Origin of the sequence: Actinosynnema sp. NPDC049800, from assembly GCF_040656635.1 — a bacterium.
In the GTDB taxonomy this organism is placed as follows: domain Bacteria; phylum Actinomycetota; class Actinomycetes; order Mycobacteriales; family Pseudonocardiaceae; genus Actinosynnema.
The window spans coordinates 378421-399278 of record NZ_JBFAMT010000003.1 but is presented as its reverse complement, the minus strand read 5'-3'; the positions used below and the strand labels follow the sequence as shown (position 1 = coordinate 399278).

The window sequence follows — 20858 nt, the reverse complement described above, 5'->3', positions numbered from 1 at the left end:
TGATACCGTGTTTCACATGGATCAGGTCGGACTTCGTGAACTCCGCCACCACGCGAGTGAGTACGTGCGGCGGGCCGAGGCCGGGGAACGGATCGCGGTGACCGATCACGGTCGGGTGGTCGCCGAGATCGTTCCTCCTCAGCACGGGGCGTCGAGTCTGCGGGACCAGCTCGTCGCCAACGGTGAGCTGCTCCGCGGCCGAGGTGGGCGGTTGCCCGAACCGTTGCCCGCCACGTCCGGCACGCCGATCTCGGAAGTGCTGCGCCAGATGCGGGACGAGGAGCGTTGGTGATCTACCTCGACACCTCGGCACTGGCCAAACTGGTGCGAACCGAGGCCGAGACCTCCGCGCTGCGCACCTGGCTGGACGACCGAGCCGGTGCCCGGCTGGTCAGCAGCTCGCTCGCCAGGGTCGAGCTGATCCGCGCCGTGCGCGCCGAGGGCGACGAGGCGATCAGGCAAGCCACGTTGATCCTGGTCGAGCTCGACCAGATGACCATGACCATGGACCTGTTGGACGCGGCCGGCGCGTTGCCGCTGCCGCTCAAGTCGCTCGACGCGATCCACCTCGCGTCGGCCTTGCGCCTGCGCGTGGACCTGGACGCGTTCGTGGCCTACGACAAGCGACTCCTGACCGCCGCCGACGAGATGGGGCTGCCGATCGCCTCGCCCGGAACGGTTGAACCGACCGCGTAACGGACACGTGGCGCATGCCCCGTCACGCTGAGCCGTAATCTGGAGGGCATGTCCGTGCGTGCCGTCCTCCAGCCAGGTGTGCTGTCCCCGCGCCGTCCGGTGCCCGCCCAGATCGAGCGGCCCGAGTACGTCGACCGACCCGAACCCAAGCGCAACACCGATCCCTGGGTGCAGCCGCCCGAGGTGATCGAGGCGATGCGCGTCGCGGGCAGACTGGCGGCGCAGGCGTTGCAGGAGGCGGGCAAGGTGATCGTGCCCGGCGTGACCACCGACGAGATCGACGCGGTCGCGCACGAGTTCCTGTGCGACAACGGGGCGTACCCGTCCACGCTCGGCTACCGCGGCTTCCCCAAGTCCTGCTGCACCTCGCTGAACGAGGTCATCTGCCACGGCATCCCCGACACGACCGTGGTCGAGGACGGTGACATCGTCAACGTCGACGTCACCGCCTACATCGGCGGCGTGCACGGCGACACGAACGCCACCTTCCTGGCCGGCGACGTGAGCGAGGAAGCCCGCCTCCTGGTCGAGCGCACGCACGAGGCCACCATGCGCGCCATCAAGGCGGTCAAGCCGGGACGGCAGCTCAACGTGGTCGGCCGCGTCATCGAGTCCTACGCCAACCGCTTCGGCTACGGCGTGGTGCGCGACTTCACCGGCCACGGCATCGGCCGCACCTTCCACAGCGGCCTCGTCGTGCTGCACTACGACGCGCCGCACGTGCCCACGGTGATCGAAGAGGGCATGACGTTCACCATCGAGCCGATGATCACCCTCGGCGGCATCGAGCACGACCTGTGGGACGACGGCTGGACGGTCACCACCCGCGACAAGAGCTGGACCGCCCAGTTCGAGCACACGATCGTGGTCACCGCGGACGGCGCGGAGATCCTCACCGTCTGCTGAGCAGCGGCACCAGGGTTTGCGCCACCTCGTCGGGCGAGGTCACCGCGCCCAGGTGGTGGCTGTCCAGCTCCACCACGGGCCAGCCGAGCCCGCGTGCCGCCGAGGCGGCGGCGTCGTAGGCGGGGCTGAGCTTCACGTACGAGCACGGCCCGGTCCACGCCACGGTGGGCCGGGGCTCCTTCAGGAACGCCAGCGGCACCTCGGGCGCCTCGGCCACGATCTCCTCCAGCAGCCGCACGTCCGGCACCATCGCCGACAGCGCCTCGGGCGCGAACCACAGGTCCCAGCGCGGCATCAGCCCGTCCCGCGAGATGGCCTTCAGGTGCGCCATCCGCTCGGCGGGCGCGTCGTCGCGCCAGCTCCGGCCCGGCGTGGGCAGGTCGGAGTCGAGGAACACCAGCCCGCGCACGGGCGTCTCCAGGGCGTCGGCGAACGCGGGCAGCAGCGGACCGGCGCCGCTGTGCCCCACGAGCACCAGGTCGCCCTCGACCAGGGAGTCCTCCACCGCGTCGGCGAACACGCCGAGCAGCCGCTGGTGGACGGGCGCGGCGTTGACCGTCACCCGCAGGTCGAGCAGCACCACGGGGTGACCGAGTCGGGCCAGCGCGTCGGCGAGCGGGCGCATGCTCGCGGGCCCGAGGTAGGGGCTGTGCACCAGGACCGCGGTGGGGGGGACGTCGACCATGCCGTGGATGATGTCAGTCGGGACCGACACGAGGGGACATTGTGCGCAGTGCGTTGCTGGTGGCCGGCACCACGTCGGACGCGGGGAAGAGCGTGCTGGTGGCCGGTCTGTGCAGGTGGCTCGCGCGGCAAGGGGTGAAGACGGCCCCGTTCAAGGCCCAGAACATGTCCAACAACTCGGTCGTGACGGCCGACGGCGGCGAGATCGGCCGCGCGCAGGCGGTGCAGGCCGCCGCGTGCGGGCTGGCGCCGAGCGTGCGGTTCAACCCGGTGCTGCTCAAGCCGGGCGGCGACCGCAGCTCGCAGGTCGTGGTGCTGGGTCGGGCGGTCGGCGAGGTGTCCGCGCTGTCCTACCGCGAGCGCAAGGCCGAGCTGTTCGCCACGGTTCTGACCACGCTGGACGGCCTGCGCGACGATTTCGACGTGGTCGTCTGCGAGGGCGCGGGCTCGCCCGCCGAGATCAACCTCAGGGCGAACGACATCGCGAACATGGGCTTGGCGCGGGCGGCGGACCTGCCGGTGCTCGTGGTCGGCGACATCGACCGGGGCGGGGTGTTCGCGCACCTGTTCGGCACGCTGGCCCTGCTCGACCCGGCCGACCAGGCGCTGGTCGCCGGGTTCGTGGTGAACAAGTTCCGCGGCGACCCGGCGTTGCTCGAACCGGGACTGCGGCAGCTGAACGCCCTCACCGGGCGTCCGGTGCTCGGCGTGCTGCCGTGGCGGGAGGAGCTGTGGCTGGACGCGGAGGACTCCCTGTCCTACGCGGCGGACGGCGTGATCGGCCGGCCGGAGCCGCCGTGCGGCGACCAGTGGCTGCGGGTGGCCGTGGTGCGGTTGCCGCGGATCTCCAACGCCACGGACGTGGAGGCGCTGGCGTGCGAGCCGGGTGTGTCCGTGCGGTTCGTCACCGAGCCGTCCCGGCTGGCCGACGCGGACCTCGTGGTGGTGCCCGGCTCGAAGGCGACGGTGGACGACCTGCGGTGGTTGCGCACCACCGGCCTGGCCGACGCGATCGCCGCGCACGACGGTCCGGTGCTCGGCATCTGCGGCGGTTTCCAGATGCTCGGCCGGACGATCGAGGACGCGGTGGAGTCGCGCGCGGGCGCGGTGGCGGGGTTGGGCCTGCTCGACGTGGACGTGCGGTTCGAGCCGGACAAGACGCTGGGCACGCCACGGGGCGACGCGTTCGGCGAGCCCGTCACGGGCTACGAGATCCACCACGGCGTGGTCACCCGCAACGCCGAGGAAGGGCTGGTCACCCTACCGGACGGCACGCCGGAGGGCGCCCTGCGCGGCCGGGTCGCCGGCACGCACTGGCACGGGTTGCTGGAGAACGACGGCTTCCGCCGCGCGCTCCTGCGCTGGGCCGCCCGCCACGCGGGCCGGCAAGGATTCACCCCCGCGCCGGACGTGGACTTCGCCGGACGGCGGTCCGCGCAGCTCGACCTGCTCGGCGACCTGGTCGCCGACCACCTCGACACCGACGCGGTGTGGGCGTTGCTGGAGCGGGGCGCGCCACCGGGACTTCCGGTGATCCCTCCCGCGGGTGCGCCACCTGTCGCCTGACGGCGTCCGACCGCGGTGCGGCGACCGACAAGTCGCGCGGTTGTGCCACCGGTGGGCGGAGTCGCGTGGACGACCGGCTCGGCGACGGCGGCGGGCGGCTGCCCGACCGGCAAGCCGGGCGGACCTACCCGCGTGGACCCGTCGTGGGCCGTGCGGTCACATCGCTGCGTGAGGAATCACGTGGTCCGAGTGGACGCTCGCTTAGATGCCCGCGGTCAGGCGGGGGGACATGCGGAAGACGGCGCACACGTCACACCTCCGCTCACGGGTAGTCACACAGTGAAGGTACCGGTGGTTCGCCGGAGGATACGTCGCCCGTTCGGGTCAAGCGGGTTTGTCGACGGGCACGAGCTCGGCCCAGCCGGGCTCGGCGGCCCGCTCCACCCACCCCGCCGGCCACTTCCGCCGCACGTCACCGGTCCGCGTCCGGGCGTCGGTCAGCTTGGCCGTCGTGTGCACGCCGAAGTCCGTGCGGCCCTCGAACACCGCGCCCCGGAACACCGAGTCGCCGAACGCGACCCGCCGGAAGTCGGCCAGGTCGCGGAAGCACGTGTCGCGGAAGTCGGCCGTGCCGGAGAACTCCGTGCCGCGGAACGCCGCCGGGCCGACGAACGTGGTGCCGGCGAACGACGCGGACCTGACCCTGGCGCGGGTCAGGGTGGGCTTGACCAGCGTGGCGTTGGACAGGTCGAGCGCGATGCCCGCCCAGAACGCCTCGGGCTCGTCCGGGCGCAGGTGGGCGGCCAGCAGCGCGGTCGCGGTCTGCCGGACCTCCAGCTCCTGGAACCGGTGCGCGTCGCGCGGCCCGATCCGCGTCCTGGCCCGCACCTCCGGCGGCGGCGTGAACGGCATCCGCAGGTAGGCGCAGATCAGGTTCACGATCGTCTGCCGGTGCGCGGGGTTGCCCTGCGCCAACCGCTCCAGCGCGTACAGCCCGGCCAACCGGACCGGCGCCTTGTCGCTGCCGAGCTGGTCGGCGGCCTTGCCGTACAGCTCGGTGACGCGGCGCTCGGTCGCGTCGTGGTCCTTCTGCACGAGGTCCAGCTCCGCGTAGCGCTGGCGGCGCGCCGTGAGCAGCAACGCCGCCGCACCGCCCGTGCCGAGCACGATGCTGGACGCCGTGCGGACGACGTCCAGCCGCACACCGTCCTGCGGCTCGCCGGACCCCAGCGTGACCAGCAGGAGCACCACGGACCCCACCGCCACCACCCCGAGCCCGACCGCCCAGAGCACGATCGTCCTGGCCGACAGCACGCGGTGCTCCACACCTCCAGCCCAGCGGAACGCCGGCGGGCCGTCAATCACCGATGCGGGCGGTAGAAAGGCCAGCTTCCTGCTGTACCGCCCGCATCGGGACGACCGCCGGGTGCTGTACGAGCTCGCGCCGGGTGTGGCGAGCCGGATCGGCGATCGGGCGCGGAGGCGCACTACGACGAGGCGTTGGCGCCGTACCGGAAGCTCGGCGACTGGCACAACCGAGCACGACGGACCCGCACCGCACCCACCGAAGTCCACTCACCCCACCCGCCCACAACGGACCCGCAACTCACCCACCTAGGCCCGATTTGACATGGGTTCGGGTGCCATAGGCTGGTCGAAGCCGGGCAGGCTTGGCGGACGCTTTTCCCGCCAGGCCTGCCCGGCTTTGGCCTGCCTGGGGTGCCCGTAAGGGCCCCATGTCAAATCGAGCCGGAAGTAACGCCCGACCCCGACCCCGACCCCGACCCGGGCCCGGCCCGACCCCAACCAACCACCCTCACCGAGCACCCACCCCAACGAGCACCGGTTCCGACACACGCGACCCACGTCGCTTCACCGTCGTCGCCGCCATGCCGATGATCACCAGCGCCGCCGCCCCGAGCCGCACCGCCGTGATCGCCTCGTCCAGCAGCAGCCACCCCGACAACATCCCCGCCACCGGCACCAGCAGCGCGAACGGCACGACGGCGCTCGCCTCGTAAGTCCGCAGCAGCAGGTTCCACAACCCGAACCCGAGCAGCGTCGACACCCACGCGATGAACAGGATCGCGCCGACGCCGCTCCAATCCATCCCCCGCAACGCGGCCAGGTCCGCGGCCGGGCCCTCGAAGACGAGCGACAACCCGAGCAGGGGCAGCACCGCCAACGCGCTGACCCACACGATGAAGTTGATCGGGTCCGGCGGCCGGGCGTACCGGGTGGCGACGTTGGCCAGGCCCCACGCCACCGCGCCGAGGACCACCAGCAGGAACGCCGAGATCGGGCTGCCGACCCCGTAGTCGAACGCGATCACCACGATCCCCGCCGCCGCCACGCCCATCCCGAGCAGCTGCACGGGCCGCGGCCGTTCCCGCAGCAGCACGGCCGCGAACAGCACGGTGAAGAACACCTGGCTCTGCAACACCAACGACGACAACCCGGCGGGCATCCCGGCCGCCATGCCGACGAACACCAACCCGAACTTGGCCACGCCGAGCGCCAGCGCGACCGCGGCGACCCACTTCCACGCCACCTTGGGCCGGCCGACGAACCACAGCGCGGGCACGGCGGCGGCCAGGAACCGCAGCGCGGAGAAGAACAACGGCGGGAAGTCGCGCAGACCCACCTTGATGACGACGAAGTTGATCCCCCAGATGGTGGCGACGAGCACCGCGATCGCGACGTGGCGTGGTTTCACACCACCGAGTCTCAGCGGTGCCATCGTTTAGGACCAGCGACGAGTGCTGAAGGTTTCGGTTTAGCATTGCTACATGCTTGATCTCGGACGGCTCCGCGCCCTGCACGCCGTGGCGCAGCACGGCTCGGTCGGCGCGGCGGCCACGGCGTTGGGCTACACCCCGTCGGCGGTGTCGCAGCAGATCGCCAAGCTGGAACGGGAGACCCGCACCACGCTGCTGGAACGCCGTGGCCGCGGTGTCGCGCTGACCGACGCCGCGCACCTGCTGTCGGCCACCGCCGGGCAGGTGCTCGCGCTGGTCGAGCACGCCGAGGTGGCGCTGGAGGAGCAGCGCGGCGCGGCCGTCGGCGAGTTGCGGGTCGGCGCGTTCGCCACCGCCGCGCGCGGCCTGCTGCCCGCGGCGGTGGTGCGGCTGGCCGAGCGGCACCCGCAGCTGGACGTGCGCCTGGTCGAGCTCGACCCGCCGGACTGCCTGGAGGCGGTGGCGCGCGGCGAGCTGGACCTGGCCGTCACGCACGACTGGGTCAACGCGCCGCTGGCCGTGCCCGAGCCCGTGTCGCGGGTGCGGCTCGGCGAGGACGTCGCCGACGTGCTGCTGCCCGTCGCGCACCCGTTGGCGCAGCGGGAGAGCGTGGTGCCGGAGGACCTGGCGGGCGAGCGGTGGATCTGCCAGCCGGAGGGCACGATCTGCCACGACTGGCTGGTGAACACCTTCCGCGGCGCGGGCATGGAACCCGACCTGGCCTACCGGATCGCCGAGTACGAGACGCAGTTGGCGTTGCTGGCCAAGGGGATCGGCGTGGCGCTGCTGCCCCGGCTCGGCCGTGGCGCGCTGCCGGACTCGGTGCGCGCGGTGCCGTTCCGGCCGACGCCGACGCGTCGGGTGTTCGCGGTGTGGCGCACGCAGGCCGGCCGCCGTCCCGCCGTGACCGCGACCCTGGCGGCGTTGCGGGACTGCTGGGAGCAGCGGGAGACCGCTTGAGGCCGGTTCCGGGGCCGCAGATAACGATCGGGCAACCGACGGTTGCGGCGGGCGCAATTGCGACGACTATCGAAGTGGGTCGTCGGGGGTCGTGGGTCTGGACCCGGTCAAGCCATTCACCAGGAGGCCTCCTGCGGAACTCCGCCGCCGTGGGAGGTCTCCGCCCCGTGGTGAAAGCCCTTACCGCCTTGGCACGCCCGGAAGGGCGCACGCCGGTGAGACCTGCCCGCAGGTCGTGGTAGGCCTGCGGGACCTCGCCCCGCAACGGCGTGGTGCCGCGGCTGCCGCGGTCGCGGACCGCGGTTCAGTCCTTGTGCCGCTCCAGCAACTCCTCCAGGAAGCCTCCCGCCTCGGCCGCCGCACGGGCCGCGTCACGGTCGCGGACCGCGTCGAGCAGACCGGTGTGCGACACGTGGTCGTCCTCGTGGTCGGTCTCCACGGTGGCCGTGATGCTGGCCCGGACCGCCTCGGTCAGGCCCTGGTACAGCTCGGCCAGCAGGGTGTTGTGCGAGCACTGCACGAGCATCACGTGGAACGCGGTGTCCCGCTCCACCAGCCGGGCCCACTCCTTCGCGGCCAGCGCGGCGTCCCGCTCGGCCAGCAGCTCCTCGAGCTTGCGGAGCTCCTCGTCGGTGCGGTGGGTCGCGGCCAGGCGGGCGCCCTCCACCTCCAGCGTCCGGCGCACCTGGAGCACCTCGCGCAGCTCGCTGCCGCACAACCGGCGGACCGCGCCGGACAGCTCGCTGGTCGCGCGGACGAACGTGCCGTCGCCCTGGCGCACCTCCAGCAGCCCCGCGTGCGACAGGGCGCGCACGGCCTCCCGCACGGTGTTGCGACCCACGCCCAGGGCGGTGACCAGCTCCGGCTCCGGTGGGATGCGGCGGCCGACCGGCCATTCACCGGCGGCGATCGCTCCCCTCATCTGGTCGATCACCTGGTCGACGAGCCCGGCCCGCCGAGTAGTGGCCAACGGCACAGCGTCATCCTTTCATCCGAACATCCCATGTCTGCGATAGTAGCCAGGTGCCAATCCAGCAGACCCGGCCAGACTGGTCACCGTCGACTGCCCACATTGCCACCGATGGCGATGCCAATGCGACGATCGCCGACCATCCTGGCCGCACTGCCGTGGGTGAGGGGCGTCGGAGCCGTCAAGTTGCCCTGGTCGGCAGCACCCTGTTGGCGATCGGCGTAGCGCTGGCCGCCGCGAACCTCCGCCCGGCCGTGACGAGCCTGGCCTCCGTGCTCGGTGACGTGCGCACGTCGCTCGGCGTGTCGACCGCGTGGACGAGCCTGCTGACCGCCGTGCCGACGCTGTGCTTCGGGTTCGCCGCGTTCCTCGCGCCCTGGCTGGGGCGGCGGTTCGGGATGGCCCGGGCGGTCGCGCTGTCGTTGCTGGTGCTGACGGTCGGCCTGGTGCTGCGGGTGGTGGACGGGCCGGTGGCGGTGCTCGGCGGCACGTTCATCGCGTGCGCGGGCATCGCGGTGTGCAACGTGCTGATCCCCGTGGTGGTGAAGGAGTCGTTCCCGGGCCGGGTGGGCCTGGTGACCGGCGTCTATACCGCCGCGCTGGCGGCCGGGGCAGCGGTCGGCGCGGCGTTCACGCCGGGGCTGGAGTCGGCGTTCGGGTCGTGGCGGCTGGCGGTCGGCGCCTGGGCGTTCCTGTCGGCGGCGGCTCTGCTGGTGTGGCTGGCGGGTGCCCGGCACGGGTTGGCCGCACGGCCGGTGACGCGGTCGGTGAAGGCCGGCCGGTCGTTGTTCCGCAGCCCGTTGGCCTGGGTGATCACGGTGTTCTTCGGGCTCCAGTCGCTGCTGGCCTACACGGTGATGGGCTGGTTGCCGCAGATCCTGGTCGACTCCGGGGTGGACCGGACGACGGCCGGGCTGCTGCTGGCCATCACGATGGTGCTGGGCGTGCCGGTGAGCCTGGTCGTGCCCCCGCTGGCGGCGCGGTGGTCCGGGCAGTCGTGGCTGGTGCTGGTGTTGGGCGTGCTGTCGGTGCTGGGCGTGCTGGGCCTCGCCCTGGCTCCTGGCGCGGCGCCCGGGTTGTGGGTCGTGCTGATCGGCGTGGGGATGGGCATGTTCCCGCTCGCGCTGGTGATGATCTCGTTGCGCACGTCGACCGGTGCGGACACGGCGCGGCTCTCGGCGATGGCGCAGAGCATCGGCTACCTGATCTCGGCCGCCGGACCGTTCGCGTTCGGGGTGCTGCGCGGTGCCACCGGCACCTGGACGATGTCGATGCTGGTCCTGGTGGGGCTGCTGGTCGTGCTGACCGGGCTCGGGTGGGTCGCCGGTCGGCCGCGCACGGTGTAGCTGATAACGCCTCGTCTTCCCGGCACGATGTGTCGGTTACGGACAGAACGGAGACCCGGTCGCACGAGGGGTACGACCGGGTCTCCATCTTGTGGTGCTGGTGCTGGTGCTCGTGGCCGCGGGGCGCGGGGCGCTCAGTCCGTCAGGGGCAGGTTGAGCAGCGCGTTCTCGATGACCTCGGGCATCGCCGGGTGGATCCAGTACTGCCCGCGCGCCATCGTCCGGGCGTCCAGGCCGAAGCTCATCGCCTGGATCACCGGCTGGATCACGCTCGACGCCTGCGGCCCGATCACGTGCGCGCCCAGGATCAGGCCCGTGTCGGGGTCGGCCATCACCTTCGCGAACCCGGTCGTGTCCTCCATCGCCCAGCCGTACGCGATCGACGCGTAGGCCTGCGCCGCCGTCACGTAGCGCACGCCGCGCTCGACGGCCTGCTCCTCGGTCAACCCGACCGACGCGATCTGCGGCGAGGAGAAGACGGCCGCCGGCACGAACCGGTGGTCGGAGGAGATCGGCTCGTCCGGGTGCAGCAGGTTGTGCTGCACGACCCGCGCCTCGTGGTTGGCCACGTGCTTGAGCTGGTACTCGGAGCTGATGTCGCCGAGCGCGTAGACGCCCTCGACGGACGTGCGCTGGTGCTCGTCGACGACCACGCGACCGTCGGGGTGCACGTCGACGCCGGTGGCGGCCAGGTCGAGCAGGTCCGAGTTCGGCGTGCGGCCGACCGCGACCAGCAGCTCCTCGGACTCCACGACCTCCGCGCCGTCCGGGCCCTCCAGGTGCAGCCGCACCACGCCGTCGACCCGTTCGGCCCGCACCGCCTTGCGCTTGAGCCGCACGTCCCACTTCTGCGCGGCGGTCTCGGTGAACCGGGTGGCGATCTCGCGGTCCTCGTGGCGCAGGAGCAGGTCGGACCGCCCGACCACGGTCACCTGCACGCCGAAGGACGAGAACACGTGCGCGAACTCGGCCGCCACGAAACCGCTGCCCAGGATGGTGAGGCGAGGGGGCAGGGCGTCGAGCCGCATGACCGTGTCGCTGGTGTGGTAGCCGACGGAGTCGAGGTCGGCGACGTCCGGGACCACCGGCCGGCTGCCCGCGGCGAGCACGAACCGGTCCGCGGTGATCACCTCGCCGGTGCCCGTGTCGAGGGTCTTGGGGCCGGTGAACCGGGCCGTGCCCTCGTAGACGGTGACGTTGGCGTTCTCCTCGGCCCGCCAGCGGCGGCCACCCTCGGAGATGGGGTCGATCCGGCCGAAGATCCGGTCGCGCACGTCGGTCCACCGCACGCCGTCCAGGTGGGCGTCGACGCCGAGCCGCGCGCCCGAGGAGGGTGCGGCGGCGACGTCCGCGGTGTGCACGAACATCTTGGTGGGGATGCACCCGACGTTCAGGCACGTGCCGCCGAACACACCCTTCTCGACGATCGCGATGTTCCAGCCGGCGAACCGCTCGTCCACGATGGAGTTGCCGGAACCGGTGCCGATGATGACCAGGTCGAAGTGCCTCACGTCGTGCTGCAACCCGCGACGTGAGGCACTTGTTCCCGGGGTCGGCGTCGATCGTTCAGTGGGCGTAGGTCGGCACGAGGATCGCCCGCGCCAGGGTGTGGAACGCGAGGTTGAAGCTGACCACGGCGGGGGAGGCGTCGCCGTCCACGTCCAGTCGGTCGACGTCGACGGCGTGCACCACGAAGTAGTACCGGTGCACCTGGTCGCCGGGCGGCGGGGCGGCCCCGCCGAACGCGCGGGTGCCGAAGTCGCTGCGCACGTGGAACGCGCCGGCGGGCAGCGTGTCGTCCGAGGCGCCGGCGCCGGTGTCGAGGGAGGTGACGGACGCCGGGAGGTCCACCGCGACCCAGTGCCAGAAGCCCGAGGGCGTCGGCGCGTCCGGGTCGAAGCAGGTGACCACGAAGCTCTTGGTCTCCTCCGGGAACCCGGTCCAGCTCAGCTGCGGCGAGGTGTTGCCGCCCTCGAAAACCTGCGCGTCCGCCAGGGGTTGGCCGTCGGACACGTCGGTCGAGCTGAGGGTGAACGACGCCACCTGCGGCAGCAGCGCGTAGGGATCGGGCGCGACGGGGCGTTCGAGGCTCATCAGGTCCTCCACACGTGATCTTGCGGGACCCGCCCGACCCTATCTCCGGGGTGGAAGTGCCGCAGCGAGGGTGCGCCGGAGGTCGCCAGGGGTGACGCTCGAATCCGTGAGCAACCTGAGTGATCCTCGTGGCGTCTCCAATCGAGTGAGCGTCACCTGGATGGGTGACGCCCGTTCGAGGGGGAAGCCCGGATGAGACCCAGGGGAGTGGCGGTCCTGGCCGCCGTCGTCGCGGTGCTGTGCGCGTGTTCGTCGCAGCCGGAACCACGGCAGGTCCCGTCGGCGGCGGCCGTCGCCGCGACGACGACCGCCACGACGACCACGACCACCACGCCGCCGACGGCCGTGCCCGGCCCCGGCGGGACCACCATTCCCGTGTTCCAGCGGCCGTACGTCTTCGGCACGCCCCAGCAGCACGTGCCGCCGATCGTGGACGGCATGGTGCCCGTGGTCCGGCGGATCGAGACCGACCGGCCGTACGTGTTCGTCACGATCGACGACGGCGCGGTCCGCCACCCGGCCGCGGCCGAGCTGATGCGCAAGAGCGGTGTCGAGCCGACCCTGTTCCTGAACTCGAAGCACGTGGACGGGCACGCCGACTACTTCAAGGGGTTCGAGGGTCTCGCGACGGTCCACGCGCACACGGCGACGCACCCCGACCTGACGGGCACGTCCTACGACTTCCAGCGCGGTGAGATCTGCGGCAACGCCGAGCTGCTCCGGGTGCAGCTCGGGGCGCGGCCGAAGCTGTTCCGCCCGCCGTTCGGCAACTTCGACCACACCACGCGCCGGGCGGCCGCCGACTGCGGGTTCACCGCGTTGGTCATGTGGACGGCGGCGGTCAACGACGGCGTCGTGCAGTTCCAGGCAGGTGGTCGGCTGAACGCGGGCGACATCGTGCTGATGCACTTCCGGCACACGTTCGTGCAGGACTTCCTGGCGTTCCTGGAGCGCTGCAAGCTGGACGGGGTGACGCCGGTCGTGCTGGGTGACTTCCTGGCCGATCCGCAGGCAACCGTGTGACGTGCGACACGTCTCTAGGGGTGTACCGGCAGTCAGCCGGGAGAGCCCTTGGAGGACGTCATGAACAGCCGTTTCAGGAAACTCGCAGTGCTCGTGTTCGCCATGGCCGCGGTCGGGGTCGCGGTTCCGGCCGCGGCGTCGGGCGTGTCCGGCGGGTCTGGTGCGTCGGGTGGGTCGGCGGTGTCCGGTGGGTCGCGTGTGTTGGGGGCGACGGGTGTGTCGTCGATGACGCAAACGCCGGTGTTGATCGGGGTGCGCACGGGCAGACACGTCGGGTTCGACCGGGTCGTGCTCGACCTCGACGGTCACCGGCCGGAGTTCTTCATCCGGAGCGTCGACCAGCTCTACGAGGACGGTTCCGGCAACCCGGTCTCGTTGCCGGGCGCCTACTTCCTGGAGGTGCGGCTCGCGCCGGCCGCAGCGCACGACGACAACGGGAACCCGACCTACACCGGTCCCCGGCGGTTCGAGACGCCCGCGCTGACCAACGTCCAGGCGTTCGCGATCACGGGTGACTTCGAGGCCAACCTCACCGTCGGGCTCGGCATGCGGCGCGACTCGTGGCACCGCGTGTTCCTGCTCGACTCGCCGACCCGCGTGGTCATCGACGTCGGGCACTGATAGGTGGTTCGAAGTCGGCACTGAGTAGGTGGTTCGAACGGCCGGACTCCCTTGACGTCCAGTGAAGTCACGGTGAACTCCCGGCGATGACCCGGTTCTCGGTCGGTCCGCCGACCGAGAATTCGGTGTGCAGGTGCTGCGTTCCGCGTTGGACTTCCTCGGTGGTCCCGGTCCGGTGCTGCTCGCGATCGGGCTGCTGTTCGCGACGCCGGTCATCGACCGGCTCTTCGTGCGCCGCAAGCGGCTCGGGTTCCGGGTGCTCTACAACTCCAAGATCGGTCTCGGGCCCGAGCAGTTGCACGACGGGACCGACCCGAACTCGCCCCAGCTGAGGGAACTGGTGCGGGTGCTGGACCGGATGAGCATCGTGGTGATCCGGGTGCGCAACACCGGTAGCTACGACATCGACGGCGAGGACTTCGACAAGCCGCTGACGTTCACCTTCGGCGACCGGATCGTGTGGAACGCCAGGGTGTCCGAGGCGGGCTCGGAGGAGCTGAAGGCCGAGATCCGGCGCAGCCTGCAGTTCTTCGGCTCGGAGGCGAGTCCGGCGAAGGCGTCGCTGCCGACGGTGCGCGAGCGGATGGCGCAGCGGGTGGCCAAGTGGGGTGGGCTGGCGGTGCCGGCGGACCCGCCGGGCGAGCCGGTCTGGCACGGCGTGCGGCTGGAGAAGCTCGTGCTGCGGCGCAAGCAGAAGTTCAAGCTGCTGGTGGTGCTGCGTGAGCCGGACGGCAAGCCGAAGGGCGAGCTCGGCAAGGACGTGAAGGTCGTCGGCAGCCTCGGGGGCGCGGGGATCGTGCACGACGAGCGCCCGGAGCGGCTGCTCACCCTGCCCCGGTTGACCGGTGGCCTGGCCGCGTTGCTGGCGGCGGTGCTGGTGCTGGTGCTGGCGTGGCCGCCGGGTTCGAACGACGCGACGGTGGCGTGCGCGTCGGGCAAGGTGCGGGTCGAGGGGTCGAGCGTGTTCATGCCGACCATGGCCACCATCGCCGACCAGTACGAGCGGGCCTGCCCCGGTGCGGAGATCACCACGTCCGCCACGGGGAGCATCCAAGGCGTGCGCGAGGTGGCCGGGGGTGAGGAGGGCGTGGTGGCGCTGTCGGACGGCAAGCAGGAGGTGCAGGGCGTTTTCGCGCAGCAGCTGGCGATCGTGGTCTACCACGTGGTGGTGCACAGCTCGGTCGGGCTCGACAGCATCACGGTGGAGCAGCTGCGCGGGATCTACGCGGGGGTCTACACGGATTGGAGCCAGCTGCGGGGTGGTTCGCCGTTGCCGATCCGGATTGTGGGCAGGGGTGGTGAGTCGGGGACGCGGGAGCTGTTCGAGCGGCGGGTGCTGGGTACGAGTGAGAGCGCGTTGTCGTCCAACGACTGCCGGGCGAAGGACCGCGCGCCGGAGGCCCCGGTGATCCGGTGCGAGCGGGACAAGAACGCGGACGTGGTGCGGGAGATCGGCGCGGTGGAGGGTGCGATCGGGTACGCGGACGCGCCTTCGGTGGCGGAGGCCCGCAAGACGAACGCGTTGACCGCGTTGTCGTTGGGCGGGAAGGTGTTCGACGCGGCGGCGGGGGTGGAGGCGGGCTACCCGTTCTGGACGGTGGAGTACTTGTACACGCGGTCGGAGCCGGCGTCGGGGTCGTTGGTCGCGCGGTTCGTGGCGTACGTGCGGGAGCACGACGGGGCTCGGGTGCGGATGAAGGATGCCGGGTACCTGCCGTGTGTGACGGCGGATGGGGTGCCGTTGGATTTGTGCAATCTGAGGTGAATGCGGGCGGGCGGGTGGTGCGGTGGTTGAGGGCGGCTCGGGGGTGAGTCCGGTTCGAGTTGGCGGGGCGGTGTGGGCGGTGTGGGTCCGGTCCGGCTCGATTTGACATGGGGCCCTTACGGGCACTCCAGGCAGGCCAAAGCCGGCAGGCCCGGCGGGGAAAAGCGTCCCGCCAGGCCTGCCGGCTTCGACCAGCCTAAAGCACCCGAACCCATGTCAAATCGGGCCTCTGAGGGTGCGCTGCGGGTCCGTTGTGGTGGTGGTGAGGGTTGGGGTTGGGGTTAGGCGGCTGCGGTGGTGGTGGTGTTGGTGGTTGTGGTGGTTGGTTGGAGGGCTAGGTCGAGGGCTTCGCGGACGTCGGTGACGAGGTGGACGGTCAGTTCGGCCAGGACCGAGTCCGGGACGTCGTCGAGGTCCGGTTCGTTGCGCTTGGGCAGGAGGACGGTGGTGATGCCGGCGCGGTGGGCGGCCAGCAGCTTTTGCTTGACGCCGCCGATGGGGAGGACGCGGCCCGTCAGGGAGACCTCGCCGGTCATGGCGACGTCGGAGCGGACCGGGCGGCCGGAGAGCAGGGAGGCGAGCGCCGTGGTCATGGTGACGCCTGCTGAAGGGCCGTCCTTGGGCACGGCGCCGGCTGGGACGTGGATGTGGACGCCGCGGTCTGCCAGGACTTCGGCTCGTTCGTCGTTGGAGCGCAGGTAGGAGAGGGCGATCTGGGCCGACTCCTTCATCACGTCGCCCAGTTGGCCGGTCAGGGTGACGCCGGACGCGCCGGTCCCCGCGGATGCCAGTGAGGCCTCCACGAAGAGCACGTCGCCGCCGGCTCCGGTCACGGCCAGGCCCGTGGCGACGCCCGGGACGGCAGTGCGCTCGGCGGACTCCGGGGTGTGCTTGGGCGAGCCCAGGTAGGTCCGGAGGTTCGGGATGTCGACGGTGACCGGCAGGGTGGATTCGTCCAGGGCGACGCGTGCGGTCACCTTGCGGAGGATGCGTGCGAGCGCGCGTTCCAGCTGCCGGACACCTGCTTCACGGGTGTACTCGCCGGCCAGTTTGCGCAGGGTCGGCTCGGTGATCGTGACGTCCTCGGGGGTGAGGCCGGCGCGTTCGACCTGGCGCGGCAGGAGGTGGTCGCGGGCGATGGTGACCTTCTCGTCCTCCGTGTAGCCGTCGAGCTGGACCAGTTCCATGCGGTCCAGCAGGGGACCCGGGATGGATTCCAGGACGTTGGCGGTGGCGAGGAAGACGACGTCGGAGAGGTCCAGTTCGACTTCGAGGTAGTGGTCGCGGAACGTGTGGTTCTGGGCCGGGTCGAGGACTTCGAGGAGGGCGGCGGTGGGGTCGCCGCGGTAGTCGGCGCCCACCTTGTCGATCTCGTCCAGGAGGACGACCGGGTTCATCGAGCCCGCTTCGGAGATGGCCCGGACGATCCGGCCCGGCAGCGCGCCCACGTAGGTGCGGCGGTGGCCGCGGATCTCGGCTTCGTCGCGGACGCCGCCCAGGGCCACCCGGACGAACTTGCGGCCCATCGCGCGGGCGACGGATTCACCGAGGGAGGTCTTGCCGACGCCGGGAGGTCCGACCAGGGCCAGGACCGCGCCGGAACGGCGGCCGCCCACGACGCCGAGACCGCGGTCGGCGCGGCGGCGGCGGACGGCCAGGTACTCGGTGATGCGTTCCTTGACGTCGTCCAGGCCCGCGTGGTCGGCGTCCAGGACGGCGCGGGCGCCCGCGATGTCGTAGGCGTCCTCGGTGCGTTCGTTCCACGGCAGGTCGAGGACGGTGTCGAGCCAGGTGCGGATCCAGCCGACCTCGGGTGACTGCTCGGAGGTCCGTTCGAGCTTGTCGACCTCGGCCAGGGCGGCCTCGCGGACTTTCTCCGGCAGGTCGGCGCCTTCGACGCGGGCTCGGTAGTCCTGCTCCTCGGTGGCGGGCTTGCCGTCGAGCTCGGCCAGTTCCTTGCGGATCGCGGCCAGCTGTTGGCGCAGCAGGAACTCGCGCTGCTGCTTCTCGACGCCTTCCTTGACGTCCTTGCGGATGGTCTCGGCGACGTCGAGTTCGGTCAGGTACTCGCGGCCCCACTCCAGCAGCTTCTCGAGCCGCTCGGTGACGTCGCTGGTCTCCAGCAGCCAGACCTTCTGCTCGTCGCTGAGGTACGAGGCGTAGCCGGCGAGGTCGGCGAGGGCGGACGGGTCGTCCACCTGCTGCACCGAGTCGACCACCTGCCACGCGCCGCGCTGCTGGAGGATCGTGGTGACCAGCCCCCGGTACTCGCGGGCCAGTTCGCGGGTGTGGTCGTCGACCGGTGATTCGTCCGCGATGGTCGCCTCGACCCACAGCGCCGCGCCGGGGCCGGTGGTGCCGGTGCCGATGCGCACCCGCTCGGTGCCGCGCACGACGGCCGCGCGCTCGCCGCCGGAGAGCCTGCCGACCTGCTCGATCAGGGCCAGCGTGCCCACCTTGGCGTACTTGCCGTCCAGCCGGGGCACCAGCAGGACCTTCGACTGACCGCCCGTCGCCGTCGCGGCCTCGATCGCGGCGCGGGCCTCGGCGGTGGCGTCCGAGCCGCTGAGGCGGATCGGCACGACCATGCCCGGCAGCACGACCACGTCGTCCAGCGGCAGCACCGGCAGCGCCAACGTCTCGCCCATGATCCCTCCAAAGTTGAGTCTGACTGGCTCAACCAAGATGAGCGTGGGTTTGTTTCCGGTAGGTGTTCGCCCAGAGCGAGCGTCCATTCGGGGGTTGTGCCCCGTGGATGGCGCCGCGACGATCACGCGGTCGGCTGACGAGGAGATGTGCGCATGGAGCAGGCGAGCTGGGTTCCGTCTTCGGTGGACCTGGACCGGCCGAGCGCGGCCCGGATGTACGACTACTTCCTGGGCGGGTCGCACAACTTCGCGGTGGACCGCGAGGCGGCGAAGTCGGTCGAGCAGATCTTCCCCGGCATGTCCGGCGCGGCCCGGGCCAACCGGTCGTTCCTGCGGCGGGCGGTGCGGTACCTGCTGTCGCAGGGCATCGACCAGTTCCTCGACCTGGGGTCGGGCATCCCGACGGTCGGCAACGTGCACGAGATCGCCCAGCAGACCAACCCGGCGGCACGGGTGGTGTACGCGGACGTCGAGCCGGTGGCCGTGGCGCACAGCACGGCGTTGCTGGCGGACAACCCGCTGGCCAGCGCGATCCAGGCGGACCTGCGCGACCCGGACTCCGTGCTGGAGAACGACGAGGTGCGGTCGGTGCTCGACTTCGACCGGCCGATCGGGCTGCTGATGGTCGCCGTGCTGCACTTCGTGCCGGACGAGGACGAGCCGGCCGCGGCCATCGCCCGGTACCGGGACGTGCTGGCGCCGGGCAGCTTCGTGGCAATCTCGCACGCGAGCTGGGACGGCGTGTCGCAGGAGGGGCGGGAGAGCGGCGAGCAGGTCAACGCCATCTACCGCCGCACGGACAGCCCGCTGGTGCTGCGGACCGGTGCGGAGGTCGCCACCTTCTTCGACGGGCTGGAGGTCGTGGAGCCCGGCGTGGTGCCGTTGAGCGAGTGGTGGCCGGATTCGGACGACGCCTACATCAACGCGTACGCGGGGGTCGGGAAGAAGGTCTGACGGCGTCCGTCACTCGGGCGGGGTGAGGCGGAGGTCCGGGTCGATCGGCGGCTCGCCGTCGAACGGGCCCGCGGGCACCGCGCCCAGCGCGTCGAGGGTGAGTCCGATCTCGCGCGCGTTCGGGTCGGTGTCGGGTGGCGTGGTGAACCAGGCGTGCAGGTCCTCGGGGATCCGGTAGCGGGCGGTGAGGTCGCGGTAGAGGGCGGCGCGGTCGCCGGACTGGTCGGCCAGCTGCTGGTACTCGCGCATGGCCAGGCGCATGCGGATCCAGCGGTAGCGGTCGGTCTTGGTCGAGTCGTCCTCGGTGAACCGGGTGCGCAGCAGCCGCCCGGCCTCGGCGCCGCGTTCGGCCAGGGCGCGGATCGTCTCCGGGCGCATGAAGAGGTTCGTGCCGCCTTCCAGGGCTCCGACGCGGACGTGCGCGATCCGTCCCCGGTAGCCCGGCAGGGCGGACTGCATCGTGTCGCGCCAGTCGAGCATGGTGTTGAGGATCGCCGACGCGAAGTGCTGCACCAGCCCGATGCCGCGCCACGGCGTGCCGCCGGTGGACGCGTCCTGCTCGGGCAGCCAGACGTCCCGGTCGTCGCCGGGCGGGTAGGACTGCAGGCTCAGGCCGAACGTCGGCCAGCGCGGCAGCAGGTTGTCGAAGAAGTGGATCGGGAAGTTGCTGGTGATGCCGCCGTCGGAGAACCAGTGGACGCGGGGTTCCGGCTCGGCGCGCACCAGCGGCACCGCGGCGATCAGGCCGGGCAGCGGCATGCTCATCCGGACGGCCAGCGCGACCGGCAGGTTCTTCGGCAGCACGTGCAGGGTCTCGGCGGGGTGCAGCGGGCAGTGGTGCCGCGAGGCGTCGTGGCCGAGCTTGTCGACGGTCCGCGGCGGAAGGACGGTCCCCAGGCACGTCGGGCAGAACAGCCACGCGGCCGACGGTTCGGTGAACGGCAGGCGGTAGGGGCGGCCCTCGGACAGGTCCGTGGTCATCAGGACCAGGTTGGTGGTCAGGTCGTCGAACGTCAGGTCCGTCGTCCCGGACAGGTCGTCCAGCACGTCGGCGATCCAGTCGCTCAGCGGGGGCACGCCGGTCGACGCGGGCACGCCGCACCGGCGGTCCCAGAAGTTCGGCCGGAACGCGCCGGTGCCCGGGATGAGTCCGAAGTGGATGGTGGTCGCCATCCGGTCGAGGAACCGCTTGGCGCCCAGGCCGTAGGTGAGGGCGACCGCGCTGACGAACGCGAACCCGAGCACCAGCCACCACACGGCGGCGGTGGCGGCGCTCGCCAGGCTCGGGGCCGTCCAGCGCGTGCTCAGGGCGACCGGGATCAGCGGGACGACCAGGAGCAGCGCGGTGCCGACGCGGCGCAACCACGCGTCCCGGCCGTTCGGCAGGACTCTCAGCACGATGCCGGGCACGGCGACGAGGGCCGCGACGGTGAGGCCGATCAGCGCCCACGTCGGCGTGGCGCCCCAGTCGATCGAGTGGAACCACAGGGTCGGACCGATGAGCCACAGCCCCAGCGCCAAGGCGAGGAAGGCCCGTGCCCGCCAGCCGATCGCGCTGATCAGGGCCAGCAGGAGGCACGTGAGCGGGCTGCGCCCGGTGGAGTCGCGGCGCTGCATGGAGGCCGCCACGATCCGGTACAGCTTGCGGGTGTGCTCGCTGGGCTGGAAGAGCTGGGCCAGCCGCCAGCCGGGCGCGGCGAACCAGTCGACGACCTCCCCGAGCTTGCGGAACCCGTCCCGGTCCCGGCCCTTCTCCGCGGCGGCGGTGAAGGCGGCCCCGATCGCACCGGCCGACGCACCGCCCAACGACCGGAACCGGTAGTGCCCGGCCAACTCCACGACGGCCAACGGGTAGACGACGCCACTGGCCGCCCCACCCCGCATGGTCAGGTCGCAGTACCGGTTGAAGTCCTCGGCCATGGCGAACCTCCCGGCCTCCATGGTCTC

General features: G+C 71.6%; 18 protein-coding genes. 10 read left to right on the top strand and 8 right to left on the bottom strand.

The window, feature by feature from the left end; genetic code table 11:
- Window positions 1-16: 16 nt before the first annotated feature.
- The 3 genes from AB0I91_RS07195 to map are packed head-to-tail and all read left to right on the top strand — an operon-like array spanning window position 17 to window position 1602.
- On the top strand, window positions 17-292 hold the full coding sequence (locus AB0I91_RS07195; protein WP_498780598.1) for a type II toxin-antitoxin system Phd/YefM family antitoxin: 276 nt from the start codon (window positions 17-19) through the stop codon (window positions 290-292).
- The gene (locus AB0I91_RS07190; protein WP_498780599.1) at window positions 289-696 is read left to right on the top strand and encodes a type II toxin-antitoxin system VapC family toxin; all 408 of its coding nucleotides are present in this window, start codon (window positions 289-291) and stop codon (window positions 694-696) included. The genes AB0I91_RS07195 and AB0I91_RS07190 overlap by 4 nt, the downstream gene beginning before the upstream one ends.
- A gap of 48 nt (window positions 697-744) precedes the next feature.
- On the top strand, window positions 745-1602 hold the full coding sequence (map, locus tag AB0I91_RS07185; RefSeq protein ID WP_498780601.1) for a type I methionyl aminopeptidase: 858 nt from the start codon (window positions 745-747) through the stop codon (window positions 1600-1602).
- Here the strand turns inward: map and AB0I91_RS07180 are convergent.
- Window positions 1589-2287, bottom strand: a complete 699-nt coding sequence (locus AB0I91_RS07180) for an alpha/beta fold hydrolase (RefSeq protein WP_499616605.1) — start codon at window positions 2285-2287, stop codon at window positions 1589-1591. The genes map and AB0I91_RS07180 overlap by 14 nt on opposite strands.
- Before the next feature lie 41 nt (window positions 2288-2328).
- On the opposite strand from AB0I91_RS07180, the gene AB0I91_RS07175 reads away from it, so the two are divergent.
- Window positions 2329-3852 carry a cobyric acid synthase gene (locus AB0I91_RS07175; protein WP_499616602.1) on the top strand — a complete coding sequence of 508 codons (1524 nt, stop codon included), beginning with the start codon at window positions 2329-2331 and terminating at the stop codon, window positions 3850-3852.
- Between the two features lie 324 nt (window positions 3853-4176).
- Here AB0I91_RS07175 and AB0I91_RS07170 read toward each other — a convergent pair whose 3' ends face one another.
- Window positions 4177-5157, bottom strand: coding sequence for a pentapeptide repeat-containing protein (locus tag AB0I91_RS07170; protein ID WP_498780606.1), 981 nt, complete (start codon window positions 5155-5157; stop codon window positions 4177-4179).
- Between the two features lie 451 nt (window positions 5158-5608).
- Entirely contained in the window at window positions 5609-6508 is a 900-nt protein-coding gene (locus AB0I91_RS07165) for an EamA family transporter (RefSeq protein ID WP_498780608.1), read from the bottom strand.
- Between the two features lie 73 nt (window positions 6509-6581).
- Between AB0I91_RS07165 and AB0I91_RS07160 the strand changes: the two genes are divergently transcribed.
- The gene (locus AB0I91_RS07160) at window positions 6582-7490 is read left to right on the top strand and encodes a LysR family transcriptional regulator (protein WP_498780610.1); all 909 of its coding nucleotides are present in this window, start codon (window positions 6582-6584) and stop codon (window positions 7488-7490) included.
- A gap of 304 nt (window positions 7491-7794) precedes the next feature.
- On the opposite strand, the gene AB0I91_RS07155 is transcribed toward AB0I91_RS07160, so the two are convergent.
- The gene (locus tag AB0I91_RS07155; protein ID WP_498780612.1) at window positions 7795-8466 is read right to left on the bottom strand and encodes a FadR/GntR family transcriptional regulator; all 672 of its coding nucleotides are present in this window, start codon (window positions 8464-8466) and stop codon (window positions 7795-7797) included.
- A gap of 125 nt (window positions 8467-8591) precedes the next feature.
- Here AB0I91_RS07155 and AB0I91_RS07150 point away from each other — a divergent pair, with 125 nt between their 5' ends.
- A complete protein-coding gene (locus tag AB0I91_RS07150; protein ID WP_499635732.1) occupies window positions 8592-9806 on the top strand; it encodes an MFS transporter in 1215 nt (404 codons plus the stop codon).
- 134 nt (window positions 9807-9940) lie between these two features.
- Here AB0I91_RS07150 and AB0I91_RS07145 read toward each other — a convergent pair whose 3' ends face one another.
- Together AB0I91_RS07145 and AB0I91_RS07140 are read right to left on the bottom strand one after the other, a co-directional pair.
- Window positions 9941-11317: a mycothione reductase gene (locus AB0I91_RS07145; protein WP_499635710.1), complete on the bottom strand. Its 1377-nt coding sequence runs from the start codon at window positions 11315-11317 to the stop codon at window positions 9941-9943.
- 55 nt (window positions 11318-11372) lie between these two features.
- The gene (locus AB0I91_RS07140; protein WP_499635707.1) at window positions 11373-11900 is read right to left on the bottom strand and encodes a YbhB/YbcL family Raf kinase inhibitor-like protein; all 528 of its coding nucleotides are present in this window, start codon (window positions 11898-11900) and stop codon (window positions 11373-11375) included.
- A 192-nt stretch (window positions 11901-12092) separates the two neighbouring features.
- Here AB0I91_RS07140 and AB0I91_RS07135 point away from each other — a divergent pair, with 192 nt between their 5' ends.
- The 3 genes from AB0I91_RS07135 to AB0I91_RS07125 all read left to right on the top strand — a co-directional run bounded on the left by AB0I91_RS07135 (window position 12093) and on the right by AB0I91_RS07125 (window position 15309).
- The gene (locus AB0I91_RS07135; protein WP_499635704.1) at window positions 12093-12923 is read left to right on the top strand and encodes a polysaccharide deacetylase family protein; all 831 of its coding nucleotides are present in this window, start codon (window positions 12093-12095) and stop codon (window positions 12921-12923) included.
- 225 nt (window positions 12924-13148) lie between these two features.
- Window positions 13149-13544, top strand: coding sequence for an AMIN-like domain-containing (lipo)protein (locus tag AB0I91_RS07130; protein ID WP_499619064.1), 396 nt, complete (start codon window positions 13149-13151; stop codon window positions 13542-13544).
- A gap of 127 nt (window positions 13545-13671) precedes the next feature.
- Window positions 13672-15309, top strand: a complete 1638-nt coding sequence (locus tag AB0I91_RS07125; protein WP_499635701.1) for a PstS family phosphate ABC transporter substrate-binding protein — start codon at window positions 13672-13674, stop codon at window positions 15307-15309.
- A gap of 281 nt (window positions 15310-15590) precedes the next feature.
- Here the strand turns inward: AB0I91_RS07125 and lon are convergent, their stop codons facing one another.
- Window positions 15591-17957 (bottom strand): endopeptidase La, encoded by a 2367-nt coding sequence (gene lon, locus AB0I91_RS07120; RefSeq protein WP_499635698.1) that lies wholly within the window; start codon window positions 17955-17957, stop codon window positions 15591-15593.
- Window positions 17958-18110: 153 nt separating this feature from the next.
- Here lon and AB0I91_RS07115 point away from each other — a divergent pair, with 153 nt between their 5' ends.
- Complete coding sequence (locus tag AB0I91_RS07115; RefSeq protein ID WP_499635695.1) at window positions 18111-18911, top strand: SAM-dependent methyltransferase; 801 nt, start codon at window positions 18111-18113, stop codon at window positions 18909-18911.
- Window positions 18912-18920: 9 nt separating this feature from the next.
- Here AB0I91_RS07115 and AB0I91_RS07110 read toward each other — a convergent pair whose 3' ends face one another.
- Complete coding sequence (locus AB0I91_RS07110) at window positions 18921-20831, bottom strand: patatin (protein WP_499635692.1); 1911 nt, start codon at window positions 20829-20831, stop codon at window positions 18921-18923.
- Between the last annotated feature and the right edge of the window lie 27 nt (window positions 20832-20858).

Bases quoted from the DNA above. Each gene is read 5' to 3' on its own strand.
- AB0I91_RS07195 (WP_498780598.1), top strand. From the start codon at position 17: ATGGATCAGGTCGGACTTCGTGAACTCCGCCACCACGCGAGTGAGTAC.
- map (WP_498780601.1), top strand. From the start codon at position 745: ATGTCCGTGCGTGCCGTCCTCCAGCCAGGTGTGCTGTCCCCGCGCCGT.
- AB0I91_RS07180 (WP_499616605.1), bottom strand. From the start codon at position 2,287: ATGGTCGACGTCCCCCCCACCGCGGTCCTGGTGCACAGCCCCTACCTC.
- AB0I91_RS07160 (WP_498780610.1), top strand. From the start codon at position 6,582: ATGCTTGATCTCGGACGGCTCCGCGCCCTGCACGCCGTGGCGCAGCAC.
- AB0I91_RS07140 (WP_499635707.1), bottom strand. From the start codon at position 11,900: ATGAGCCTCGAACGCCCCGTCGCGCCCGATCCCTACGCGCTGCTGCCG.
- AB0I91_RS07135 (WP_499635704.1), top strand. From the start codon at position 12,093: ATGAGACCCAGGGGAGTGGCGGTCCTGGCCGCCGTCGTCGCGGTGCTG.
- AB0I91_RS07130 (WP_499619064.1), top strand. From the start codon at position 13,149: ATGACGCAAACGCCGGTGTTGATCGGGGTGCGCACGGGCAGACACGTC.
- lon (WP_499635698.1), bottom strand. From the start codon at position 17,957: ATGGGCGAGACGTTGGCGCTGCCGGTGCTGCCGCTGGACGACGTGGTC.
- AB0I91_RS07115 (WP_499635695.1), top strand. From the start codon at position 18,111: ATGGAGCAGGCGAGCTGGGTTCCGTCTTCGGTGGACCTGGACCGGCCG.
- AB0I91_RS07110 (WP_499635692.1), bottom strand. From the start codon at position 20,831: ATGGCCGAGGACTTCAACCGGTACTGCGACCTGACCATGCGGGGTGGG.